The sequence below is a fragment of the Dokdonella immobilis genome (genome assembly GCF_900115085.1).
GTDB lineage: Bacteria > Pseudomonadota > Gammaproteobacteria > Xanthomonadales > Rhodanobacteraceae > Dokdonella > Dokdonella immobilis.
Map to the genome: position 1 here is coordinate 61,314 of NZ_FOVF01000005.1, position 22,882 is coordinate 84,195.

General features: G+C 63.9%; 22 protein-coding genes. 12 read left to right on the forward strand and 10 right to left on the reverse strand.

Annotated features, from left to right (window positions below; all coding sequences use genetic code 11):
• Nucleotides 1-19: 19 nt before the first annotated feature.
• Nucleotides 20-424, reverse strand: coding sequence for a hypothetical protein (locus BM125_RS05450; protein ID WP_092406008.1), 405 nt, complete (start codon nucleotides 422-424; stop codon nucleotides 20-22).
• Between the two features lie 62 nt (nucleotides 425-486).
• Here BM125_RS05450 and BM125_RS05455 point away from each other — a divergent pair, with 62 nt between their 5' ends.
• The 9 genes from BM125_RS05455 (at nucleotide 487) to BM125_RS05495 (ending at nucleotide 9,599) form a co-directional block, all read left to right on the forward strand.
• A complete protein-coding gene (locus tag BM125_RS05455) occupies nucleotides 487-858 on the forward strand; it encodes an MGMT family protein (RefSeq protein WP_092406010.1) in 372 nt (123 codons plus the stop codon).
• A 78-nt stretch (nucleotides 859-936) separates the two neighbouring features.
• Nucleotides 937-1,578 (forward strand): rhomboid family intramembrane serine protease, encoded by a 642-nt coding sequence (locus BM125_RS05460; protein WP_092405716.1) that lies wholly within the window; start codon nucleotides 937-939, stop codon nucleotides 1,576-1,578.
• Between the two features lie 37 nt (nucleotides 1,579-1,615).
• Nucleotides 1,616-2,884, forward strand: coding sequence for a bifunctional tetrahydrofolate synthase/dihydrofolate synthase (gene folC / locus BM125_RS05465; RefSeq protein ID WP_281243927.1), 1,269 nt, complete (start codon nucleotides 1,616-1,618; stop codon nucleotides 2,882-2,884).
• 202 nt (nucleotides 2,885-3,086) lie between these two features.
• The gene (locus BM125_RS05470; RefSeq protein WP_175497926.1) at nucleotides 3,087-3,995 is read left to right on the forward strand and encodes an SPOR domain-containing protein; all 909 of its coding nucleotides are present in this window, start codon (nucleotides 3,087-3,089) and stop codon (nucleotides 3,993-3,995) included.
• Nucleotides 3,996-4,005: 10 nt separating this feature from the next.
• Nucleotides 4,006-4,581, forward strand: a complete 576-nt coding sequence (locus BM125_RS05475; protein WP_092405720.1) for a CvpA family protein — start codon at nucleotides 4,006-4,008, stop codon at nucleotides 4,579-4,581.
• Nucleotides 4,582-4,589: 8 nt separating this feature from the next.
• On the forward strand, nucleotides 4,590-6,068 hold the full coding sequence (purF, locus tag BM125_RS05480; protein WP_092405722.1) for an amidophosphoribosyltransferase: 1,479 nt from the start codon (nucleotides 4,590-4,592) through the stop codon (nucleotides 6,066-6,068).
• Nucleotides 6,069-6,178: 110 nt separating this feature from the next.
• Entirely contained in the window at nucleotides 6,179-6,982 is an 804-nt protein-coding gene (locus tag BM125_RS05485) for a ferritin-like domain-containing protein (protein ID WP_092406015.1), read from the forward strand.
• Nucleotides 6,979-8,163, forward strand: a complete 1,185-nt coding sequence (locus BM125_RS05490; protein ID WP_092405724.1) for a hypothetical protein — start codon at nucleotides 6,979-6,981, stop codon at nucleotides 8,161-8,163. The genes BM125_RS05485 and BM125_RS05490 overlap by 4 nt, the downstream gene beginning before the upstream one ends.
• Nucleotides 8,160-9,599, forward strand: coding sequence for a hypothetical protein (locus BM125_RS05495; RefSeq protein ID WP_092405726.1), 1,440 nt, complete (start codon nucleotides 8,160-8,162; stop codon nucleotides 9,597-9,599). The genes BM125_RS05490 and BM125_RS05495 overlap by 4 nt, the downstream gene beginning before the upstream one ends.
• On the opposite strand, the gene BM125_RS05500 is transcribed toward BM125_RS05495, so the two are convergent.
• The 3 genes from BM125_RS05500 to BM125_RS05510 are packed head-to-tail and all read right to left on the reverse strand — an operon-like array spanning nucleotide 9,511 to nucleotide 11,792.
• Entirely contained in the window at nucleotides 9,511-10,683 is a 1,173-nt protein-coding gene (locus BM125_RS05500; RefSeq protein WP_092405728.1) for a glycosyltransferase, read from the reverse strand. The genes BM125_RS05495 and BM125_RS05500 overlap by 89 nt on opposite strands.
• Before the next feature lie 6 nt (nucleotides 10,684-10,689).
• Nucleotides 10,690-11,097, reverse strand: a complete 408-nt coding sequence (locus tag BM125_RS05505; RefSeq protein ID WP_092405730.1) for a DUF2304 domain-containing protein — start codon at nucleotides 11,095-11,097, stop codon at nucleotides 10,690-10,692.
• Complete coding sequence (locus tag BM125_RS05510) at nucleotides 11,097-11,792, reverse strand: glycosyltransferase family 2 protein (RefSeq protein ID WP_245778804.1); 696 nt, start codon at nucleotides 11,790-11,792, stop codon at nucleotides 11,097-11,099. Before BM125_RS05510 ends, BM125_RS05505 begins: the two co-directional genes overlap by 1 nt.
• 490 nt (nucleotides 11,793-12,282) lie before the next feature.
• Here BM125_RS05510 and BM125_RS05515 point away from each other — a divergent pair, with 490 nt between their 5' ends.
• The 3 genes from BM125_RS05515 (at nucleotide 12,283) to BM125_RS05525 (ending at nucleotide 15,154) form a co-directional block, all read left to right on the forward strand.
• Nucleotides 12,283-13,035, forward strand: coding sequence for a hypothetical protein (locus tag BM125_RS05515; protein ID WP_139224869.1), 753 nt, complete (start codon nucleotides 12,283-12,285; stop codon nucleotides 13,033-13,035).
• 39 nt (nucleotides 13,036-13,074) lie between these two features.
• On the forward strand, nucleotides 13,075-13,572 hold the full coding sequence (locus BM125_RS05520) for a hypothetical protein (protein WP_139224870.1): 498 nt from the start codon (nucleotides 13,075-13,077) through the stop codon (nucleotides 13,570-13,572).
• Nucleotides 13,573-13,723: 151 nt separating this feature from the next.
• Nucleotides 13,724-15,154 carry a hypothetical protein gene (locus BM125_RS05525; protein ID WP_175497927.1) on the forward strand — a complete coding sequence of 477 codons (1,431 nt, stop codon included), beginning with the start codon at nucleotides 13,724-13,726 and terminating at the stop codon, nucleotides 15,152-15,154.
• A 399-nt stretch (nucleotides 15,155-15,553) separates the two neighbouring features.
• Here the strand turns inward: BM125_RS05525 and BM125_RS05530 are convergent, their stop codons facing one another.
• The 6 genes from BM125_RS05530 to phoB all read right to left on the reverse strand — a co-directional run bounded on the left by BM125_RS05530 (nucleotide 15,554) and on the right by phoB (nucleotide 22,870).
• Nucleotides 15,554-16,255 carry a UDP-2,3-diacylglucosamine diphosphatase gene (locus BM125_RS05530; protein WP_092405738.1) on the reverse strand — a complete coding sequence of 234 codons (702 nt, stop codon included), beginning with the start codon at nucleotides 16,253-16,255 and terminating at the stop codon, nucleotides 15,554-15,556.
• Between the two features lie 395 nt (nucleotides 16,256-16,650).
• Nucleotides 16,651-17,304: a peptidylprolyl isomerase gene (locus BM125_RS05535; protein ID WP_092405740.1), complete on the reverse strand. Its 654-nt coding sequence runs from the start codon at nucleotides 17,302-17,304 to the stop codon at nucleotides 16,651-16,653.
• 119 nt (nucleotides 17,305-17,423) lie between these two features.
• Entirely contained in the window at nucleotides 17,424-18,965 is a 1,542-nt protein-coding gene (gene ppx / locus BM125_RS05540) for an exopolyphosphatase (protein ID WP_092405742.1), read from the reverse strand.
• The gene (gene ppk1 / locus BM125_RS05545) at nucleotides 18,962-21,118 is read right to left on the reverse strand and encodes a polyphosphate kinase 1 (protein ID WP_092405744.1); all 2,157 of its coding nucleotides are present in this window, start codon (nucleotides 21,116-21,118) and stop codon (nucleotides 18,962-18,964) included. The genes ppx and ppk1 overlap by 4 nt, the downstream gene beginning before the upstream one ends.
• Nucleotide 21,119: 1 nt before the next feature.
• Entirely contained in the window at nucleotides 21,120-22,184 is a 1,065-nt protein-coding gene (gene phoR / locus BM125_RS05550) for a phosphate regulon sensor histidine kinase PhoR (protein WP_175497928.1), read from the reverse strand.
• Nucleotides 22,181-22,870, reverse strand: coding sequence for a phosphate regulon transcriptional regulator PhoB (gene phoB / locus BM125_RS05555; protein ID WP_092406019.1), 690 nt, complete (start codon nucleotides 22,868-22,870; stop codon nucleotides 22,181-22,183). The genes phoR and phoB overlap by 4 nt, the downstream gene beginning before the upstream one ends.
• Between the last annotated feature and the right edge of the window lie 12 nt (nucleotides 22,871-22,882).

Below are 22,882 nucleotides of genomic sequence, written 5' to 3' on the forward strand. Positions count from 1 at the left end.
GCCCGGCGTCCGGCCCTGCCTAGAACGTATCGCCGCCGGAAGAAATGGCCTGCTCGAGGCGATCGCCGAGCTGGCCGAGCTCGCGTATGACACGGTTGAGTTCGTCGCCATGTAGCAGCGGGTAGGGCCGATTCTCGACCAGATGCAAGTAGGGCGAGCCGTCGAGGTCGCTGACCGCCAGATAGCCGGTTCGCTGTTCCCAGTTGAAGCGCATGCAGCGCGTGGCATCGATGCCCGTGGCCGGGCCGATCGGCGTGGAAATGCGCAGGTGCTTGAGGCCGTCGTCGCCTTCCATCTCGGCCAGGTAGATGCCCTGATGCCGGCCATCGGCGAGGGTAAGGTCGAAGCTGATCAGGTAGGGATCGTTGGTGCGCAGATTGTGCAGGTTGCCCACATGCGATCGGATTTGTTCGAAGCTCTGCACGTTGGACTCCACGAATTGTCTGATGCCTATGCTAGCGTGCGCCGGTCATGAAGTCAGCGCCAATGCCGATACGACCGGACCATCAGGCGATTCGCGAGGCGATCTCCGGGATTCCGCCAGGGCGAGTCGCCAGTTACGGAGAGATTGCCGCGCGCGCAGGCCTGCCCGGGCGTGCGCGCCTGGTCGGCCGGGTCCTGCGCGATGCGGGTGATGCCGCGGCATTACCCTGGCACCGGGTGCTCAGGGCAGATGGTCGGCTGGCCTTCGCGCCACGCAGCCGGGACTTCCTCGAACAAAAGCGCCGGCTTGCTGCGGAAGGCGTTTCGTTGAAGGGTGGCCGGGTCGATTTGCGGGGCTTCGGCTGGCAGCGCGATCTGGATGCGGAACTGTGGGCGCCAGCCCCGGCGTCGCCGGTCCGACGGCGACGCGGTTGAAAGCGGGCGCCTGCGCCTCGATTTCCGAATCTCACGCAGCGTCCGCAAACGGTCGCCGCAAGCTCGCAAGGAACCCCTATGCCGTTTGACATGCCGCCGGTGACGCGCACCCTGCTGATTGCCAACGTCGGCATCTACCTGCTGCAGATGCTGGTCGGCGATCCGCTGATCATCCATTTCGCGCTGTGGCCGCTGGGTACGCAAGTGCTGACCGAGGATGGCACCTCGATCGGTTTCGAGGTCTGGCAGCTGGTCACCTACGGATTTCTGCATGCCGACCTGGCTCATCTGTTCTTCAACATGTTCGCCCTGTGGATGTTCGGCGGGGCGATCGAAAGGCTGTTTGGATCGCGGCCCTTTGCCGTCTACTACCTGGCCTGCGTCATCGGCGCCGGTATCGCCCAGTTGCTGGTGATCGCCTGGTTCACCGGCGGCATCTATCCGACCCTCGGCGCGTCTGGCGGCGTGTTCGGGCTATTGCTCGCCTTCGGCATGATGTTTCCGCATCAGCGCATCATGCTGCTTTTTCCGCCGATCCCGATGCCCGCCTGGGTGTTCGTGACCGGCTATGGCGCGATCGAACTTATTCTTGGCATCACCGGCAGCCAGGCCGGCGTCGCCCACTTCGCCCATCTCGGCGGCATGGTCGCCGGCTTCGTGCTGATCCAGTACTGGCGCGGACGCCTGCCGATCAAGCCGCGGCGGATCCTGATGCGCTGATGGGCGGGCGCGGACGAGAGCAACGAGTGCAAGCGCCTTGAAGACCCTGCAAGAGTGGCTCGACTGGCAATTGCGCATGCACCCGCGCGAGATCGAGCTCGGGCTCGATCGCGTTCGCGACGTCTGGGTGCGGTTGGGGGCGCCCGCGCCGGCGGCGACGGTCATCACCGTCGGTGGCACCAATGGCAAGGGCTCGACCGTGGGTTTCCTCGAGGCCATGCTGGCCGCCGGTGGTCATCGGGTCGGCGCATTCACCTCGCCACATCTGATCCGTTACAACGAACGCGTGCGCGTTGCGGGTCACGAGGCCGATGACGAGGCGCTGGTCGCGGCGTTCGAACGGATCGAAGCAGCGCGAGGCGAGATTCCGCTGACCTATTTCGAATTCGGCACGCTGGCGGCCTTGCTGATCTTCGCCACAAGCCACCTCGATGTGGCGATACTCGAAGTCGGCCTTGGTGGCAGGCTCGATGCGGTCAACATCGTCGATGCCGACGTCGCCATCGTGACCACGATCGACCTCGATCACCAGGACTGGCTCGGCAACGATCGCGAACTGATTGCGCGAGAGAAAGCCGGGATTTTCCGCGCGGAACGACCGGCAATCATCGGTGAGATCGATCCGCCGCGGACGCTGCTGGCCGAGGCCTCGCGGATCGGCGCCAGGGTCATCGCGGCCGGTGTCGACTACCGGTACGAGGTGGCAAACCGGGGCTGGCTCTGGCAGAGCGGTTCGCTGAGCCTGCAGCTTCCGCGGCCGGGGCTGGCGGCGCCCTGCCAGTATGCCAACGCCGCCGCCGCGATCGCCGCCCTGTTCGTGTTGCGCGAGCGCATCGGCTGGCAGGCGGAAGCCATCGTCCACGGCGTTGCCCACGCGCAGGTTGCCGCGCGCATCCAGCGTTTCCCGGGTCCGCCCGAGCTGATCGTCGACGTCGCCCACAACCCCCAGGCGGCCCGCGTGCTGGCTGAGTGGCTGTCACGCAATCCGATATCGGGGCGCACGATCGCCGTCTACGGCGCGCTCGCCGACAAGGACGTCGGCGGCATCGTCGCCCCCCTGCAGGACCTGATCAGCCACTGGCACCTGGCCGGTCTGGATACCGATAGCGCGCGTGGACTCGACGCCCGCACGCTCGGCGCGCGCCTGACTCCCGAGGCCTCGGCGCGAATCGCCGGGCACCATGCCGAGGTGCGCTCGGCGCTGCGTGCGGCCCGCGACGAGGCGGGTGAGGACGATCGCATCATCGCTTTCGGCTCGTTCTTCGTCGCCGCCGCGGCATTGGCCAGCGTTCGGCGGGACGATTAGGGAGGGGCTGATCAAGTAGCAAAGTCGTCATGGCGCGTGCCTGCGCGGCGTTTTCTGAACCCGCCGGCACGTCTGTTGAGGTCGCGAACCCACCATGGGCCGCGCGTGCGGCGTATGCATCATCGACAATGAACGACGGCGCGCCGGATCGGTTGGTATAATCGGGGCGACCTTTCAGCGTGCCCCAACCATGGATCCCGCCTTGAAACAACGTCTGCTCGGCGCCGTCGTCCTGATAGCGCTTGCCATCATCTTCGTCCCGATGCTGTTCAGCGGCAGCGGTCCGAAGCAGGATTCGGCGACCGTCGACCTTGAGCTTCCACCACCGCCGAGCCGCGAGTTCGAGACGCGGGTTCTTTCGGTCGACGCCGCGAACCAGGACCCTTCACGGATGCCGGCGCAGTCCGCGGCCCCGTCCGAGCCTGTGGCGACCGTCGACACGCAGGCGCCGGCAAGGCCCGATGCGCGACCGGAAGATGCGGCACCGGCCGTCACGGAGCCCGCGGTTGCTCCGGCTCCGGCCGAGAGCAAGCCGGTAGAGGCGCCCAAGCCGGCAACGCCGGCCCAGATCGAGGCGGGCAAGGGGGCGGGCGCCCGCTATCTCGTCCATCTCGGCGTTTATTCGGCGTCAAAGAATGCCGATGACCTGGTCGCTGCACTCAAGCGCAGCGGATTCCCGGCGTATTCCGAAAGTACTGATTTCAAGGGCAAGCAGGCCCAGCGGGTCCGGGTCGGCCCGTTCGCCGATCGCGCCGAGGCCGAAGCGGCGCGGATCCGCATCAAGCAGGTTCGCAGCGACGTGCCGGGCAGCGTCATCGCCGTGGCCGAGGATGCCAAGGCCGATGCGCCGCCGACCGCGGTGGCATCGAATCGTGCCGGCAGCTGGGCCGTCCAGCTCGGCGCCTTCTCGACTGCCGAAGATGCCAACAAGCTGCGCGGTCGACTGCAGGCGGCCGGATTCGTCGGCTTTGTCGACAAGCTGGCGGCGGAAGGACAGACCCTCTGGCGCGTCCGCGCCGGACCCGAAACCGATCGCGCCAATGCCGACAAGCTGCGCGATCGCATCAAGGAAAAACTGGGAGTCGACGGCATCGTCGTGACCCAGCCATGAAAGCGGAACAATGAACTGGTTCGACGTCGCGATCATTGCCACGCTGGCCCTTTCCGTCCTGGTCGGGCTTTGGCGTGGCTTTATCGGCGAAGTCATGGCACTGGCCTGTTGGGCTCTGGCCTTCTGGATCGCCTGGATGTTCGGGCCGAGCCTTGCGGATCGTTTTTCCGGCAGCATATCGGTGCCGTCCGTGCGCGTCCTGCTGGCTTATGCGCTGTGTTTCATCGCCGTGCTGATTGCCGGGGCCATCGTCGCGTTCCTGTTGCGCAAGCTGGTCAGCGGCAGCGGGTTGTCCGGCACCGATCGCCTGCTCGGCATGGTCTTCGGCCTGGTCCGGGGCGCGGCGCTGGTGGTGCTGGTCGTGCTGCTGATGAAGTTTACCCCCGTCGTTCGCGACGACTGGTGGCAACAGTCGCGCATGCTGCCGACCTTCGACCGCGGCGCACGCTGGGTCACCACGATGTTGCCGGAGCGCGTGGCGCGCTATCTCGAACCGGCGAGCGCGGCCTTGCCGGCAGCGGCCGGAAACCTGATCGGACCGATGGCACCGTCCGTGCAGGAACCCCAACCAACCTCAGCGCAGTGAACTGAACCATGTGTGGAATCATTGGAGTCGTCGGCAAATCCGAAGTCGCATCGGCTCTCTACGATGCCCTGACCGTGCTCCAGCATCGCGGCCAGGACGCGGCCGGCATCGCCACCATCGACGGTTCGCGCCTGCGCCTGCACAAGGGCAACGGGCTCGTCCAGGACGTGTTCCAGCGCGAGCACATGCTGGCTCTTCGCGGCACGGTCGGCATCGGCCATTGCCGCTATCCGACCGCCGGCTCCGAGGGCAGCAACGAAGCGCAGCCGTTGTATGTCAATTCGCCCTATGGCATCGCGCTCGGGCACAACGGCAACCTCGTCAATACCGATACCTTGCGTCGCGAGATGTTCGAGGACGACCGTCGCCATATCAACACGGATTCGGACTCCGAATTCCTGCTCAACGTGCTCGCCCATGAAATGCAGATCCAGGAACGCATGGCGCTGTCGAGCGACCACATCTTCAAGGCCGTCGCGGGCGTCCATCATCGCTGCATCGGCGGTTACGCGGTGGTTTCGCTGGTGCTCGGCTACGGCTTGCTGGCCTTCCGCGACCCGCACGGGATCCGGCCGCTGGTGCTCGGCGAACGCGATACACCGGACGGCAAGGAATACGCGGTCGCTTCCGAGTCGGTGGCCTTCGACATCCTCGGTTTCCGCCTGCTCCGCGACGTCAGGCCGGGCGAGGGCATCCTGATCACGCTGGATGGCGAGCTGCACACGCGCCAATGTGCGGAGCCGGTCAGCCATGCGCCGTGCATCTTCGAGTACGTCTACCTGGCGCGGCCCGATTCGATGATCGAGGACGTCTCGGTCTACAAGGCGCGCCTGCGCATGGGCGAGCGCCTGGCGGCCAAGATCGAGCGCCTCAAGCCCGGTCACGGCATCGATTCGGTCATTCCGATTCCCGACACCGCGCGGACCGCGGCGTCCTCCCTGGCCCAGGCGCTGGGCGTGCCGATGCGTGAAGGTTTCGTCAAGAACCGCTACATCGGTCGCACCTTCATCATGCCGGGGCAGAGCGAAAGGGTGAAATCCGTGCGTCGCAAGCTCAACGCGATCGATCTCGAATTCCGCAACAAGAACGTGCTGCTGGTCGACGATTCGATCGTGCGGGGCACGACCTCGCGGCAGATCATCCAGATGGCGCGCGAAGCGGGGGCCAGCAGGGTCTACTTCGCATCTGCGGCGCCGCCCGTACGCTACCCGAATATCTACGGCATCGACATGCCGACTGCGGCCGAACTCGTGGCCCATGGACGCAGCGAAGAGGAGATCGAGAAGCTGCTCGGAGCGGATTGGCTGGTCTACCAGGACCTGGCCGATCTGATCGCCTCGATCGCGGAGGGCAACGACAATCTGGACGCCTTCGATACCTCGTGCTTCTCGGGCGAATACGTCACCGGCGTCGAACCCACCTATCTCGACGAGCTCGAATTCTCGCGTTCCGATGAAGCCAAGGACCGCCGTCGACAGGCGAGCTGAGCGGAATTTCGTGACGCGATGGGTTTGACGCGAGCCGGGAAAGCGGCAGAATCGCAAACGGCCGAACTCGATCGGCCGTTTTTTTTCGGGAAACGTTCCGGTCGATGAACATGAATGCCTTGTTTGGCGCCGCCCGGCGCTGCTTGCTCGAATGCGATCCGCAGCGCAAGGTGGCGCTGACCCGGACGTGTGCCGGGGAATTCCTCGAAGGACGCCTGGCCGACGCGGCCCCATCGACCGACCTCGGGCCCATCCACGCGCCCGGCAGGCCGCAGCGCCCATACCTGATCGAACCGAGGAAACTGCCACAGCGCGGTCTCGGGAGTGCCGAAGGCAGGGCAGCACTCGTGCACGCCATTGCCCACATCGAGTTCAATGCGATCAATCTGGCCTGGGATGCCGTGCACCGGTTTCGCGACATGCCGCCGGCGTTCTATCGCGACTGGGTCGCGGTCGCTGCCGACGAAGCGCGCCATTTCGCATTGCTGAGCACCAGGCTGGCGGAGCTCGGCCATGCCTACGGTGATTTCGATGCGCACAACGGATTGTGGGACATGGCCCTGCAGACCGCGGATTCGTGCCTGCGCCGCATGGCCCTGGTGCCGCGGGTGCTCGAGGCGCGCGGGCTCGACGTGACCCCGGGCATGATCGCGCGATTGCGCGCCGTGGGCGATTTCGCCACGGTCGAGATCCTCGAACTGATCCTGCGCGAGGAAGTCGCTCACGTCGCCGCCGGGTCGCGCTGGTTTGCCTACTGTTGCGGCGAAGCCGGACTTGAGCCGGAAGCGACCTTCGCCGCATTGCTGGAGGAATGCATGCGCGGCAGCCTGCGTGGGCCGTTCAATACCGAGGCCCGCTTGAGCGCCGGCTTCAGCGAAGCGGAACTGATCCATCTGGATACCCTGGCCGCATGAGGAAGCTGCTTTTCAGCGCTGCCGTGCTGCTCAGCCTGTTCGTGCTGCTGATCTGGGCTGCCGGCGTCCACTGGCGATCACCGCTGTCGCCGGATACGGTCCGCAACTGGTTGGGTTCCGAGTTCCGCGTGGTCATGGGTGGTGCGGCGCAGGACGAGACGCGCTTGCGCATCGGCGCCGTCGGGGAGAATCGTACCGCCCTGCAGTCGGTGGTCCTCAACGGCATCGAGGCGGCCGAAAATCCCATCCTGCGCTACCGCTTCGAACAGTTTCCGCACACTCTCGAATTGTCGCTGGTGTTCCGTCGCGCCGGCGACGACGACGTCAGCGTGGTCTCGCTGCCTTGGCCTGGGGAAGGCGATGCCTGGTTCGACCTCGGTACCGTTCCGGAATGGCGCGGTCGCATCATCGAACTGGCCTTCGCCGAATATCCGACCCCGCAGATCGTGCCGCCGATGCAAGGGTTCCAGCCGTTCACCCTGGTCGATGCCAGCCTGGCCTCGCGGTCCTGGCGTGGCGACCTTGCCGCGTTGATGACCGACTGGCTCGGCCAATGGCCGTGGAGCCAGCGTTCGGTGCATGCACTGGGGCGCGACACCGATACACCACGCGCCGAGTCGCTGGTGCTCTGCCTGGCCTTGGCGATTGCCGCGTGCATGTTCTGGGCGTTCCTGCTGCTGCGTCTGCGCGGAGCGGCGTTGCTGCGTGTAGCCATCGTTGCCGGGGTCGTCGGCTGGCTTCTGCTCGACCTGCAGTGGCAGTCGGGTTTGCGCTGGCGGCACGTGGCCACGCAGCGACTCTATGCCGAATTCGATTGGCCCGAGCGCGAACTGCATTCCGCCGACAGCGATATCGTCGAAGCGGCGCGCCAGCTGAAGTCGGCGATCCGGGACATGCCCGAGAATTCGCGGGTCCTGGTCCACTCCGATTCCTCGTTCAACGTGTTGCGATTGATCTACCACCTGTTGCCGATGAATGTCGGCGTGCTTTCCCAGGCCTATGCCCTGGACCCCAAGCTTGCCTTGCCCGACAACTGCCTGATCGTGCTGTTTGATGCGAGCAACTGGCGCTACGACAAGAAGACCAGGATGCTGCGTGGCGACGGGCTGGGCATCCAGGGTGACATCATCTATTTTCAAGGCAATCGGCTGATCGTGCTGCGGCATCGGAGCACTCCATGAGTACGAGCTACCTGCTCGCCTGGTTGCTGCCCTGGGCTGCGGGCAGCGGGATCTGCCTGGCCTTGAACCGTGGTTTGCGCCGACCCGGCGATCTGGCCGCGGCGCTCGGTAGCGGATTCGTGCTCGGACTTTTCGTCGCTGCCGGCCTGGCCAGCGTCGTTGCCGCGGAAAGGACCGCGGAAGCTTTCGCCCGCACCGCCCCGTGGCTGGCCGCAGTCGGCCTGATCGCCTGGGTCGCCGCCTTCGTGTTCCGTGACAGAGAAAAGGCGTTCGTTCCCGCCGGCGCAATCGGCGTCGGCTGGCGCATCGCATGGTTTCTCGTGCTCGCCGCGATTCTGCTGCGTCTCGGCCTGCTTGCCAGCGAGGCGCTGTTGCGGCCGACGTTTCCCTGGGATGCCTGGTCCGCATGGGCAGTCAAGCCAAAGGCCTGGTTCCTGCTCGGCCACCATGTCCCCTATGTGCCGATCCAGCAATGGCTGGCCGAGCCGGGTGTGGCCGAGCGTACATCTGCCATCTGGGACTATCCCGAATTGCTGGCGTGGATCGAGATCTGGTTCGCCAGCGCGATTGGCAGCTGGAACGAGCCGCTGATCAACGTCGTCTGGACCGGCGTGCTCGGTGCCATCGGCCTGGCCAGCTATGGCCAGTGGCGAGCCAGTGGCATCCGCCCCGGCCTGGCGATGTTGTTGACCTACGCCCTGCTTTCGCTGCCCTTGATCGATGCCCATGCCGCCCTTGCCGGCTACGCCGACCTTTGGCTGGCCGCGGCCTTCGGTCTGGCCGTGCTGGGATGGCTGCGCTGGATGCGGCACCGTGAGGGAGGGCAGCTCGCGCTGGCCTGGATATTTGCCCTGGCCATGCCGCAGATCAAGCTTGAGGGTTCCGTCTGGCTGATCGCTTTTTCCCTGGTCATGCTGCTCGGCGTGTTGCCGAAGCGGCAGCGCTGGTGGCTCGTCGTGGCGGGTGGCGCAGCCATCGCCTTGCTCATCGCCATGGGTGGTTTCAAGGTTCCGGTGCTCGGTCTGGGCTGGGTCCACGTGACCTGGGGCGAGCTCGTCATTCCGGCCCTCGGCACGCTCGACCTGCATTGGCGGTCCGTGGGCGCGGCGATCGTCGCTGGGCTACTGACCCTTCCGAACTGGCACCTGCTCTGGTACCTCGTGCCGGTCATCCTGGTCCTGCGCTGGCCGGTCCTGGCCAGGGACGGGACCACACGCTCCGTGGCGTCCTTGCTCGGACTGTGTGCAGCTTTTCTGTTCGTGCTCTTCTTCTTCACCGATGCATCGGCATGGGCCGAAAACTACACGAGCACGAATCGCCTGATCCTGCATGTCGTGCCGGCGCTGTTCACCTTGCTTGCCCTGCTGCTCGCGGATCTCGATCCGAGACCGCGCGATAGAGTTCGAGAATCGCCCGGGCGGATTTCTCCAGCGTAAAGCGCGCCTGCCATCGGGCCCGGCCGGCCTCGCCGAGTCGTTTGCGCAGGCTGGCGTCGCTGGCCCGTTGCAGGGCAAGGGCCAGGGCCTGCGAGTCCCGCGGTGGAACCAGGATGCCGCTTTCCCCGTCCTCGATGACCTGACCAACTCCGGATCCGGGAATATCGCTGGCGACGATTGCCAGGCCCGCACGCATGGCCTCGAGCAGGACCAGGCCGAAGGCTTCGCTGCGATCGAGCGACGGCAGCACGAACAGATCGGCGGCCGTATAAAGGGCCTGCAGGGCGGAGTCGTCGACCGCGCCGACGAAGCGGATGCGGTCTTCGATCTGCAGCCTGGCCGCAAGCGCACGAAGTCGGGCGGATTCTTCACCTTCCCCGACCAGGACCAGGCTGCTGCCTGGGGTGCGAGCCATCGCCTCGAGCAGGACCGCGTGGCCCTTGTAGTGGCTGAGTCGACCGACACCGAGCAGTTTCAGCGGGGCGGGGGATGGCCAGTCGGGACAGCCCGGGCTGGATGCAGGTCCCGAGTCCGCTGCATCGATGCCAAGAGGAACCACATGCAGCTTCGCCTTCCACGGAGCCAAGGCCATGCTGGCCTCGGCGTAGGCCGCGGACGTGACGACAATGGCACTGGCGCGGGCGAGGACGGCACGCTCGAACGGACGGTACATGCGATAGGCGGCGCGCACGCGCCAGTCCGGCATGTCCGGCGACACATCCGCATGCCAATGGACGAGCCAGGGCAGGGCGCGTGCGCGCGGACTGGCCAGAGCGGCGAAGCAGGACGGATTTGGCATGTGCAGATGCAGAAGGTCTGGCTGCTGTGTCACGAGCGCCTGCCTCAATTGCCATGGAAAGGCCGGACTGATCGGGGTATAGAGCGGTGCGGCAATGCAGCCGACGCGACGCAGGTCCACACCGTTGCGCGTTTCATGGCGGGTCCGCCATTGTCCGCCAGGTTGATGCACCAGGGCGCTGATGCCATGCCCGTGGGCGACGAACCATTCGGCCAGATCCTGCAGGTGCCGCTCGATCCCTCCACGCTGCGGGGCGTAGTACTTGCCGATGTGGAGAACGCGCATCGGCGATCAGGAGGGGGTATTGCTGGCGGACGGTGGGCGGACAGAATCGGTCGGGCGGACCGGCGCCGAGGCCTTGCGCAACTGCTCCAGCTCCTGTTCCAGGATCGCGAGCTTCTGGGTCAGCCGGCGCATCTGCCGCTCCTGGCGCGAGCGGTCGATATCGAGCTTGAGCAGGCGCAGCAGGACCATGGACAGGCCGATGATGATCGGCAGGACCGGCGCGTAGTTGATTCCCGTAAGCTTGCCGAGCCAGATCACCAGGGCCGGGAACATGCCGAGAACGAGGGTCGAGGCAGCTACCATCAGCCACCATGCTGCGAACGGGCCATGCAGGTGGTCGCGACGCACGAGGTAGAAGATGGCTCCGGCCAAGCCAACGCCAAGAATGGCGGCCGTGATTTGCGCGTCGAGCATCAGCGTTCAGTTCCGTGGGTGGCCACAGCGGGCCGTCGACTGCCGAGATCGAGACGCGAGATGCACAGGATCGTCGTATTGAACATGTAACGGGCGACTACGGCCCATGAAGCGAACACACGGGAATGCCCGTCGGTCCTCTCGCGCATCGGTGTCGGCGTTTCGACGATCCGAATTCCCTTTCCGGCGAGCAGCATCAATACGCCGACGTCCTGGTAGTCGAGCAGGCTGGCTTCCGGCGCGGCCAGCGTCTTCATGGCTGTTTCGTCGTAGAGGCGCAGGCCGGACGTGAAGTCGCGCAGCCGCAGCCCGGTCAGCAGGCGCAGGTATTGCCAGGCCAGCCGCTTTGGCAGGCTCAATCGTTCAATGCAGGTGCCAATCACGACATTGGCTCCCGAGCGTGCCAACTCGTCGAACAGCAGCGGCAGGGACTCGGCCGGATGCTGGCCGTCCGCATCGAGGCTGAGCACTGCCTTGAACCCGTTCCTGGCCGCAAACCGGATGCCGGCCTGACTGGCGCCCCAGGCCCCCAGGCCGATCGGCAACATCAGGACTTCCGCACCGGCTGCGCGGGCGGCCACGGAAGTACCGTCGGTACTGGCGTCATCGACGACCAGCACACGGCAACCCAGGGTCCGGCTGACCCCGGCCACGACGCTGCCGACCGTGGCGACTTCGTCACGGGCGGGAATCACGGCCAGGCAGTCTGCGGTCGAAAGCGAGGTCAAGAGAAGCCTGGAGATGCGCAGGGGGACCGCGATTCTCGGTAGATGCTGGCGCCCCTGTCAATCAATGTTGGTGCCGATGGCATCCACCTACTTGGCCAACTCCTCAAATGCCCGCCTGGTCGCGGGTATCGAGGCAGATTCAGTGGAAAGCGGGTGCCTGTCACGCTTTTGCCTCTATTTTCCGCCAGCCTCGTGTCCGCATTCGGCATTCCGCTGCGTCTCATGAAGGGTGGACGTGGTTGGCTTCGGGTCGATCAGGCCGGTTTCGGCCTTCGGATCCGGCTTACATGGCCACCACTGGTTCTGACAAGTCGGTCAAGCAAGTGTGCGGAAGCTGTTGACGGGGAAAGGGGATACTCCTTATGCTCCCGGCGGTTAAGGCACCGGCAAGACCTTTTGCAATGTGCGTTAAGGGGACGGGGACCCACCCCACCCAGACAATCCTGGAGAGATACCTATGAACACGAAGATGAAAACACTGGCAATGGCAGTTGTTGGTCTGGTGGGTTTCGGTGCCGCTGGCGCAGCGATGGCGCAGTGCCCGGCTAGCCTTTCTCCGCCTTGGACGGCCACGAACGTGGGTGGCGGCGCTTCGGCCGCTGCCAGCGTTACCGGCGGATACGACAGCTCGGCTTGCCGCCTGTCGTCGATTCTCGGCAACAGCGGCGCAGCGCGCGCCCAGGTTCGTGACGATACGCCGGCCAGCGAAACCCGATATCGCGCGCAGTTTATTTTCGACCCGAGCGGCCTCAGCGGCGCTGGTGGTACGAATCAGACCGACATTTTCCTGGCCAATGCTCCGGCAGCCTTCAATGGTCTGCTGCGTCTCGTCCAGATCAAGTACGCAGGTTCGGGTGCCGGCACCAAGCGCGTGTCGTTCACAGCCGCTTGCAACAACGGCACGACCAACACCTGTCTCGGTCAGGTCGACCTGCCGGATCAGGCTGGCGCAAATCGTATCGAGATTGACCTGACGGTCGGTGCTAGCGGATCGCTGCGTTACTGGGTCACGCCGCTGGCCGCGAGCACGACCGACGGCTCGCCAACTGGCACGGTCACGCTTACCGGTGGCAACGCCGGATGGGTTGGCGTCGATCAGGTCTATCTGGGCATGGCGTCTCCCTCGTCCCAGTTCCGTGCGGTCAATGTCGGCAATCCGGGCTTTTTCGATCAGTTCGATTCGCGTCGCCAGACGTTCATCGGACACTAAGTACCACCCATACTAATTACCTGCATTGAGGAGATTTCGGTGAAAAAAATAATTTCTGGCATAGCGGCGGCGGCAGCAGTTCTGGCTGCTCCGATGGCCTTCGCGCAGACGTGTTCCGCGCCGGGTGGTCCGGTAACGACGTCACCTTCTTCATTTAACTCGACCTGCACGGCGACCGACGAGTTCAACTCGATCTGTGCGGGCAGTGTCACGGCGATTGGCACCAGCGCCGTCTATGCTGTTCAGGTTGGCGCGGTGAACAATTTCCAGATCACCGTCACCCCGAGCGTGAATACGTACGACCATGCAATCTTCCTGATTGGCCCCGGTAGCTGCGCGCAGACGACTCCGTGCGTGGCCGACGCAGACAATGCGGGTCCGGGTGCCGCCGAGGTTCTGTCGCCTGCGGCGAACATTCCGACTGGTACTTACTACCTCGTGATCGATTCGACCGCGGCCGCAACGGGTTGTGTGCCGTCGTCGGTGAACTTCACGGGCACGTTGCCGGTCTCGTTGCAGAACTTCAGCGTCGAGTAATTTGGTACTTACGATGTTCTTGAGAAGGCCTGCCTGGTGCAGGCCTTCTTTTTTGTTGATGTGTGTACGATCCGTGAGTTTGAGTGAACCGAATTTTGACAACTCCGGAAGATCTGTACTCGCTCTTGGTCAAATTCCTATCGAGTTCGACATGAAAAGACTCTCGGCGGCCGGTCGGCCGATTTGGATTTCGACGACTCTATTGTCTGCGTTGTCCATCGTTTTCCTATCATTTTCAATCGCCTGGGCAGCCAGTTCCAAACCTAATGAACCGGAACTCGCTGCAAGAGTGTCAGCCACCGATATCGATGTCGGCGTCGTCTACCCATTCGCCGAAATCGACGGTGTCAGCGTTCTGGTCAATGAAGGCGAGGGTCCCATCGCCATCGAGCGAGTCGAGAGCCGATGGAAGGGACTCGACGTAAACGTCGATTTCAAGCCTCGTACTTTGAAGGCTGGAGAATCGGTTCGGATTCCGATCTCGATCAAGAAAGATGGGAGGGTCGGACGTTTTTCTGACGTCTTGCTTGTATACGCGAAGGGGCACCCCGAGCCGGTCACAAAGATCGTAGCGCGAGGGTTTGTCGACTGGATCATCGATCCAGCCTCGATGACGAAGGATGCCGGTATTGTTGACGCGGCGCACCCTCTTTCGGCCACGCTCACTGTGAAGGGGCGGCCAGGCGTCGACGTTCGGTTGACGGAAGTCATGCAAGAAAGTAAGTGGATCGATGCCGAAATTGCCGACGGTGGCAAATCACTGAAATTGCAGGCCAAGCCACAGATGCCGTGGGGTGCGTTCGATGAGTTCCTGGTATTGGAGACGGACAATCCCCAGCAGCGGCGCGTTGGTGTGCAGGTCAAGGGAGAAATGCGAGGTGCCGTCGTTCCAAGTACCAGCTTGATCGATTTTGGGCTTGTCCGCGTTGGCATACCGGCAGAGCAACTAGTGCGGCTCGTGGACGAGTCCGGACGCAAGCTAAACGTTGGTGATGTCAGAGTAACCGGATCTCCCGCCAATGCGGCCATCCAGGAATGCGTGCCGGCGAACAGCTCCTGCAAAATGCTGAAGCTTTCCTTGAAGGAAGACAGTATCGGAGCGGCGCCGCATGGCATGGTCGTGATCGAGTTTCCCGACTACTCAGCTGAACTTCCCATTCCGTTCGGAGGAGCGGCTATCGGGAAAGACACAGTAATCCATGACCTGGCCAAGGAGGTCGAAGCAGCAAAATCGAAGTCGCCGTCGATCAGTGCTGCCCTGCACGAAACCGTAACGACATCGGCGCCGATCGAGATGCCGGTTCCGGATGGACGAGGCCCATTGCTGAAATGGGAAATGGCCAACGAGTCGCCGATCTACGGATACGAGGTCTATCGAGCAGCTGCCGAAGCGGGGCCGTTCGAGCGCGTGAATGAGAAAATGATTCCTCGATTGTCTAGCGATACACGCATCAGATCCATCTATCGTTGGCGCGACACGCAGGCCAAGTCCGGGCAAGTCTATTGGTACTATATCGGCGTCGTATATCTCGACGGGCACAAGGAAGCACTGAACACTGCCCAGAGGGTGACAGCGAAATAGGCGCCTCTTTGGAAATCTGTGTCGGTCACGCTAGGTGCAATGACCTAGCAGTTTTGTATGGATCAGGCCCGTAAAGCATACGCTTGAGCGGGTCATGGGAGCGCCTCGTAATCACTCCAAGAAATAGTTGACTCCAGAGGTGGAATTTTCTCGTAACATTTCAAGAGGAGATTTCATGAAGAAAACCGGATTCAGCGACATCCAGATCATCGCGGCGCTCAAGCACGCCGAGGCCGTTACCGCGGTTCCAGTGCTATGCCGGGCGCACAACTTCAGTTAGTTCACCTCCTACAAGTGGCGCAGCAGGTTCGGCGGCATGGATGCGTCGATGTTCTCGAAGATGAACGAGTGGGCGCCGGCGAATCGTGAACTGCAGGGAACGCTGGGATCATGGGAGAGCTATTTGCTTGCCCATATTGGATGCGAGCTCGTTTGTTCATACCAGTCGCCGAGCACGACTCGCTCGGCGGGGTGATTGTCGAAATCGAAAGGGTGGATGGCAGGGCGGTGGGTATGTCCGTGGATCAGGCGGAGGACGCCGGCGTTTCGCATGCCTGCTTCGACGGCCAGCTGATTGACGTCCATGATGCTGGCGTTGGCCTCGCTGCCCGTGTAGCGCTTGCTTTCCTCGCGGGCCTTGCGGGCAAAGGCATCGCGCTGTTGCACGGTCTGTGAGAGGAATTGGCGCTGCCATTCGGCTGATCGCGATTGCTTGCGGAAAGCCTGATAGGGCGCGTCGTCGGTGCACAGGCTGTCGCCGTGCATAAGCAGGGTCGGCGTGCCGTAGAGATTGATGACAGACGGGTCGGGCAGCAGGGTCATGCCGGCTTCGCGGGCGAAGCGTTCGCCGAGCAGGAAGTCACGGTTGCCGTGCATGAAGAAGCAGGGACGTCGCGCTTCGCGCATCGGTTTCATCGCTGCGACGAAGCGTTGGCCGACCGGGTCGTCGGCGTCATCGCCGATCCACGCCTCGAAGAGGTCGCCGAGGATATAGAGGGCGTCGGCGTGGATGGCCTCATCACGGATGAAGGTTTCGAACTGGTCAAGGATGGCCGGTCGTGCCAGGTCGAGGTGCAGGTCTGAGATGAAGAGTGTGGTCATCGGGCTTGACGGGCGGCTTGGTGAGACGGGATCAAGAGTCAAAGCCCTCATCCCCCTTCGGGACCTTCTCCCGCTAGGCGGGAGAAGGAAAGGTTTTCGAAGCGATGCTCGTTCCCTTCCGGGGTCGTCCCTCATTGGGCGCCAGAAGCCAGCATTTTCCAAGCGGCCCTCATTTGTCTTCGGGAACATCCCTCGTTGAGTACGAGAAGGATGCAAATCAGTCCGGATTTCAAACGATGTGCCACAGCGTGGAAGAAGCGGACCTTCCAGCGATCCCGGTTTGAAGTTCTCGCCAGGGGGACAATCGACTCCAAACACCGGACCACTATCGGCTTGTCATTGCGGGGCGCACCGCAACGCGGATGACGTTCGCGCGCCCCTGATTTCGGGTCCGGTCAGGGCAGGAGTTCGACTTTTTCGATGACTACGTCGCTAGTCGGAACGTCGCTGCGGAACGGGCCTTTCGGGCCGGTCGGGACGGCCTTGATCTTGTCGACCACGTCCATGCCGGAAACGACCTGGCCAAACACTGCGTAGCCCCAGGTCTCGGCGCGCTCGTCGCTGACGTAGTCGAGGTTGCGGTTGTCGACCAGGTTGATGAAGAACTGCGCCGTTGCCGAATTCGGATCAGGCGTACGGGCCATGGCGATGGTGCCGCGCTTGTTCGACAGGCCGTTCTTGGCCTCGTTCGGAATCGATGGACGCGTCGGCTTCTGGCGCAGGTCGGGCGTGAACCCACCGCCCTGGATCATGAAGTTGTCGATGACGCGATGGAAGATCGTGCCGTTGTAGAAGCCGTCCTTCACGTACTGGAGGAAGTTCTCGACGCTCTTCGGCGCCTTTTCGGCATTCAGTTCCACCGTGATGTCGCCCATGTTCGTCTTGATCAGAACCTTCGGGTTCACTGTAGGCGCGGTCGTCGCCGCGACGGGCGGCTTGGTCGTCGGTTTCGCGGCGTCGGATTGGGCCGATGCGCCAAGCGGCAACAACAGGGCCAGGGCAAACGGCAACAGGGCGCGGAGGGTGCAGGATCTGAAGATGCGCAGCATGGACGTAGGGTCTCGCTCGGAAAAGAGTCGCTACATGATAAGGGTTCACCCCTCCGGCGAACACTACAGGCCGCGTGCTGCGGTTGACAGGGAAAACAACGGCGGCCGGGTCGCCCCGATCAGGCGGCAACGTCGCGACTGGTCGACTTGCTGACCTGCAGCTTGATGTCGATCTGTTTGAGGTAGTCGCGTTCCTGCTCGAGATCGATGCGGGTCAGCGGATGGTTGTCGAGCCAAGCCGCCGGCAGCTCGAGGGTCAGCTGATTGCCCTCGGCGGCCAGGTTGATCCGCGGTAGTGTGTCATCGCTGCGCGCGCGATGCAGCAGGACGGAGAGGCGCAGCAACGCGGTAAGCCGCTGGGTCACCGGCTGCATGCGCGGCGGCAGGTTGCGCATGCCTTCGCCATCCGGCCGTCGCCGGTGAGAGCGCAGGATCGCGGCGAGTTGCTGTTGCTCCTGCCGACTGAACCCGGCCAGGTCCGAATTGGCCATGATGTAGGCGCCGTGCGCATGGTGCTGGCTGTGCGCGATGGCCAGGCCGATCTCATGGATATGGCTGCACCAGTTGAGAATTTCCTGTGCCGGAACATCGAGTTGCCAGGGTTTCTTCACCTGATCGAAGAGCATGGCCGCGGTTTCGCTGACTCGGGCAGCTTGCGCGGTATCGACGCCATAGCGCTCGGCCAGCGCACCGATGCTGGTGCTGCGCGAGTCGGTGTGCAGGGCGCGGCCGAGCATGTCGTAGAGCAGGCCCTCGCGCATGGCCGTCTCGCAGACGTTCATCTGCCCGAGGCGGAATGTCTTGAAGATCGCGTCGAGAATGGCCACGCCGCCGGCGATGACCTGCACGCGGTCGCTGGACAGGCCCGGCAGATCGAGCAGGTTGCTGTTTCCGACCTTGAGCAGGGTTTCTCGGAGTATCTCGAGCGAGGTCGCGCTGATGCCCTGCTCGGACCAGCCGTTGGCCTGCACGATGCTGCCGATGGCCTTCATGGTTCCGGATGAGCCGATAGCCTCGCTCCAGCCGCGTTCCCGGTAGTGCGCGCCGAACTGCTGCAGTTCGACGGCGATCTCGGCCTGTGCCTGCTTCCAGCGGCGCGCGGTGATCTTCCCGTCCTCGAAGAAGCGCAGGGTGCTGGCGATGCAGCCGACCTGCAGGCTCTCGCGCTCGAGCGCCTCGTAGCCGCGGCCGATGATGAACTCGGTGCTGCCGCCGCCGATGTCGATGACCAGGCGCTTCTCGTCGGTCAATGGCAGGCCGTGGGCCACGCCTTGGTAGATCAGGCGCGCCTCTTCACGTCCCGAGACCACTTCGATAGGGTGGCCGAGAGCGGTTTCGGCGGGCAGCAGAAACGACTGCGGATTGCTCAGCTGGCGCACCGTGTTGGTGGCCACGGCACGCACGCGACCGGCCTTGAATCCGGACAGACGCTGGCCGAAGCGTGCCAGGCATTTGAATGCGGACTCGCGCCGTTCGGGCGTCAGCGAGCCATCCTTCCGCAATCCCGCCGCAAGGCGCACGCTTTCGCGCAGTCGGTCGATTACGCGCAGTTCGCCATGGGTGTAGCGGGCAACGACGAGATGGAAGCTGTTCGAACCGATGTCGGCGGCGGCGATCAGGTCGCCGTCGCGGATTTCATCGGGGAACTTCGCGCGCCTCACGAACAGAGTTTTTCCAGCAGGGTGAGCTGGGCCGAATGTGGTTTGTCCTTGCCGGGCTGCGTACGCGTATAGCTGCCATCGGACTCCAGGATCCAGGCCTGGGTATTGTCGGCGAGGTAGTTCTGCAGCGACTCCTTGTACACGCGCATGGCCAGTTTCGGATCGCGGATCGGAAAGCAGGTCTCGACCCGACGCAGCAGGTTGCGATCCAGCCAGTCGGCGCTGGAACAGTAGATTTCGGGCTGGTCGTGGTTCTGGAACCAGTACACGCGGCTGTGCTCGAGGAATCTCCCGACGATGGAGCGTACCCGAATATTCTCGGAAACGCCGGGTATCCCCGGGCGCAGGGTGCAGGCGCCGCGAATGATCAGGTCGATCTGCACGCCGGCGCACGATGCGGTGTAGAGCATTTCGATGACGGCCGGTTCGTTGAGGGCGTTGATCTTGGCGATGATTCGCGCAGGCTTGCCGGCTCTTGCGTGGTCCGTTTCGCGTTCGATCTTGGCCATCAATCCCTTGTGCAGGGTGAATGGCGAGTGCAGCAGGTGCTTGAGCTTGATGATCGGCCCAAGCCCGGACAGTTGCAGGAAAAGCAGGTGCGCGTCCTCGCCGATTTCCGGATCGGCGGTCATCAGGCCGAAGTCGGTGTAGATGCGCGATGTGATCTGGTGGTAGTTGCCGGTCGACAGGTGCACGTAGCGGCGCAATCCGCCGGCCTCGCGGCGCACAATCAACAGCATCTTGGCGTGGGTCTTGTAGCCGACCACGCCATAGACCACCTGCACGCCGGCCTCCTGCAGGCGATTGGCCAGGCGCAGGTTGGCTTCTTCGTCGAAGCGCGCGCGCAGCTCGACGACCACGGTCACGTCCTTGCCGACCCGGGCCGCCTCGATCAGATGATCGACCAGTTGCGAGTCGGTGCCGGCGCGATACAGGGTCTGCTTGATCGCGAGCACGTCGGGATCGAGACTGGCCTGCTTGACCAGTTCGCTGACCGTCGCGAATGACTCGAACGGGTGATGCAGGAGGATATCGCGCTCCCTCAGCGCCGCGAACAGGCTGTCGCCTTCGACGACGACCGGGTGCACGCGCGGCACGAAGGTCGGGAACTTGAGGTCGGGGCGATCGATTTGGTCGTAGATGGCGACGCTGCGGCTGACGTTGACCGGGCCTTCGCAGAGATAGACGTCGTGGTCGGTCAGCTCGAAGTTCTGTTCGAGCATGCTGGTGATGGCGCGCGGGCAATTCGAGCCCACCTCGAGCCGAACAGCCTTCGCGTAGCCGCGTCCGCGCAGCTCGTCGCGCAGGGCCAGGGCGAGGTTCTCGACTTCTTCCTCGTCCACGAACAGCTCGCTGTTGCGGGTCACCCGGAACTGGTATGAGCCCTTGACGTGCATGCCGGGAAACAGCTCGTCCATGAACTCGTGCAGGAGGTCGGAGAGAAACACGAACGAGGTGCTGCCTGCGGCGATCTCCTCAGGCAGGCGGATGATGCGCGGCAGCGAGCGCGGCGCGCGCAACAGGGCCATGTGCCCCTCGCGGCCGAAGGCGTCCCGACCTTCGAGGACGACCGCGAGGGTCAGGCTCTTGTTCAGGATGCGCGGAAACGGATGGGCCGGATCGAGGCCCAGCGGAGACAGGACCGGCAGCGTTTCGTTGCGGAAATAACCCTGCAGCCAACGCTTCTGCTTGAGCGTCCAGGCATCCCGGGTCAGGAAGCGGATGCCTTCCTTCTCGAGCTCGGGGAGCAGGGTCTGGTTCCAGAAGGCGTACTGCTTTTCGACCAGCAGCAGCGCGCGCTCGCGGATCAGGCCGAGCACCTCGGTGATGGCCATCGCATCGGCGCGTGGCTGGCCTTCGCCGAACGCATGGTGGTGCTTGAGGACGGCGACGCGAACCTCGAAGAACTCGTCGAGGTTGGTGCAGGAAATGCACATGAAGCGCAGGCGTTCGAGCAGGGGATTGCGCGGATCCTCGGCCTGCGCCATGACCCGGAAGTTGAACTCGATCTGGGCCAGTTCGCGGTTCAGATAGAGGGACGGATCGCTGAAGTCGCGAGCGGCCGATGCTGGACCTGCTCCGTCGGCCGAAGCACCGGCGGTGCCGCCCGTTGCGGTCGCGTAGACGCCGGGTTCGACCAACGACGAATTCATGTCACGACTCCTCCGATACCAACTCCGGCAACAATAGCTGCTCTGGATTGAAAACACATGAAAAAGTGCTGCCCTTGCCGGGCTCACTTTCGATTTCCAGATGCGCATCGTGCAATTGCAGCACGTGCTTGACGATCGAGAGGCCGAGGCCGGTGCCGCCGGTCTCGCGCGAGCGGCTGGTCGAGACGCGATAGAAGCGCTCGGTCAGTCGCGGCAGGTGCTGCGGCGAGATGCCATGTCCGGTGTCGATCACGCTGAGCCGGCCGCCCTGGGCATTGCTGGTCCAGACGATGCGGATGTGGCCGCCGACCGGCGTGTAGCGCACGGCATTGCTGACCAGGTTGGAAAAGGCGCTGTACAGGTCGCGCGAGGAGCCCTGCAGGTCGTGCGGGCCTTCGATGCTCGCCGATATCGTATGGCGACCGCGACTCAGACCTTCGGCATCGCGGTGCAGGGTCGTGACCAGCGGCCGGATCGCCACGCGCGACATCGGCAGGGTTTCCTCGGCGTCGAGGCGCGAAAGCGTCAGCAGGTCCTCGACGATCTGGGTCATGCGTCGCGACTGGCTGCGCAACTCGCGGATGATCGATTCGAACTCCGGAATCTGCTCGGGCTCGATGAGGTCGAGGTAGCCGTGCACGACGGTCAATGGTGTGCGCAATTCATGCGAGACGTTGGCGACGAAATCGCGGCGCATCTTTTCCACCCGCAGCAACTGGCTGACATCGCGTACGAGGAGCAGGGCATGGCCTTCCGCGTACGGGATCAGGCGCAGGCTCAGGTGCAGTTCGGGGTCCCGGGGCGAGGTGACGTCGGAAAGCGGATCGATGCCGCCACCATCGATCCATTCCTTGAGGCCCGGAATGGCCACGGCATCGACCAGGCGCCGGTCGAGGTCGCGCGGGTAGTCGATGCCGAGCATGCTGCCGGCCGCGGTGTTGAACCAGCGGATGCGGTAGTCCGCGTCGACTGCAACGAGGGCGTCCGGCAATGCCACCGCGGCATCCCGGAACGCGCGCAGGAGTCCGAAGAGCTTGGTCCGGCGACGTGCTGCGCTTCGTTTCACGCGTTCGACGAGAATCGGTAGCCAGCTCCGCGCACGGTCTGGACGTAGCCGTCCATCCCGTGGGGGGCCAGGGTCATGCGCAAGCGGCGGATGTGCACGTCGACGGTCCGTTCCTCGACGTAGACGCCACCGCCCCAGACATGATCGAGCAACTGGCTGCGCGAATAGACGCGTTCGGGATGGGTCATGAAGAAATGCAGTAGGCGATATTCGGTCGGGCCGATCGGCACGACCTGGTCGCCCGCGTGGACGCGGTGCGCGGCGCTATCAATGCGCAGGCCGGCGATCTCGATCACGCCCTCGGTGTCCTCGCCATGGGCGCGGCGCATGACCGCGCGGATGCGCGCGACGAGTTCACGTGCCGAAAAGGGTTTGACCACGTAGTCGTCGACACCGGCGTCGAGGCCGTTGACGCGATCGGTCTCCTCGCCACGTGCGGTCAGCATGATGATTGGGATGTCGCGCGTCAGGTCCTCGCGGCGCAGGCGCCGGGCCAGTTCGATTCCGGTCATGCCCGGCAGCATCCAGTCGAGCAGGATCAGGTCCGGGATCTGGTCCCCGATCGATGACTGCGCGCTGCGGGCATCGGCCGCATGGATGGCCTCCATTCCGGCCTTGCGCAAGGCGAATGCCACCATGTCCCGGATGGACGGTTCGTCTTCGACGATCAGCACGCGTTTTTGCACGAACACCCCGCA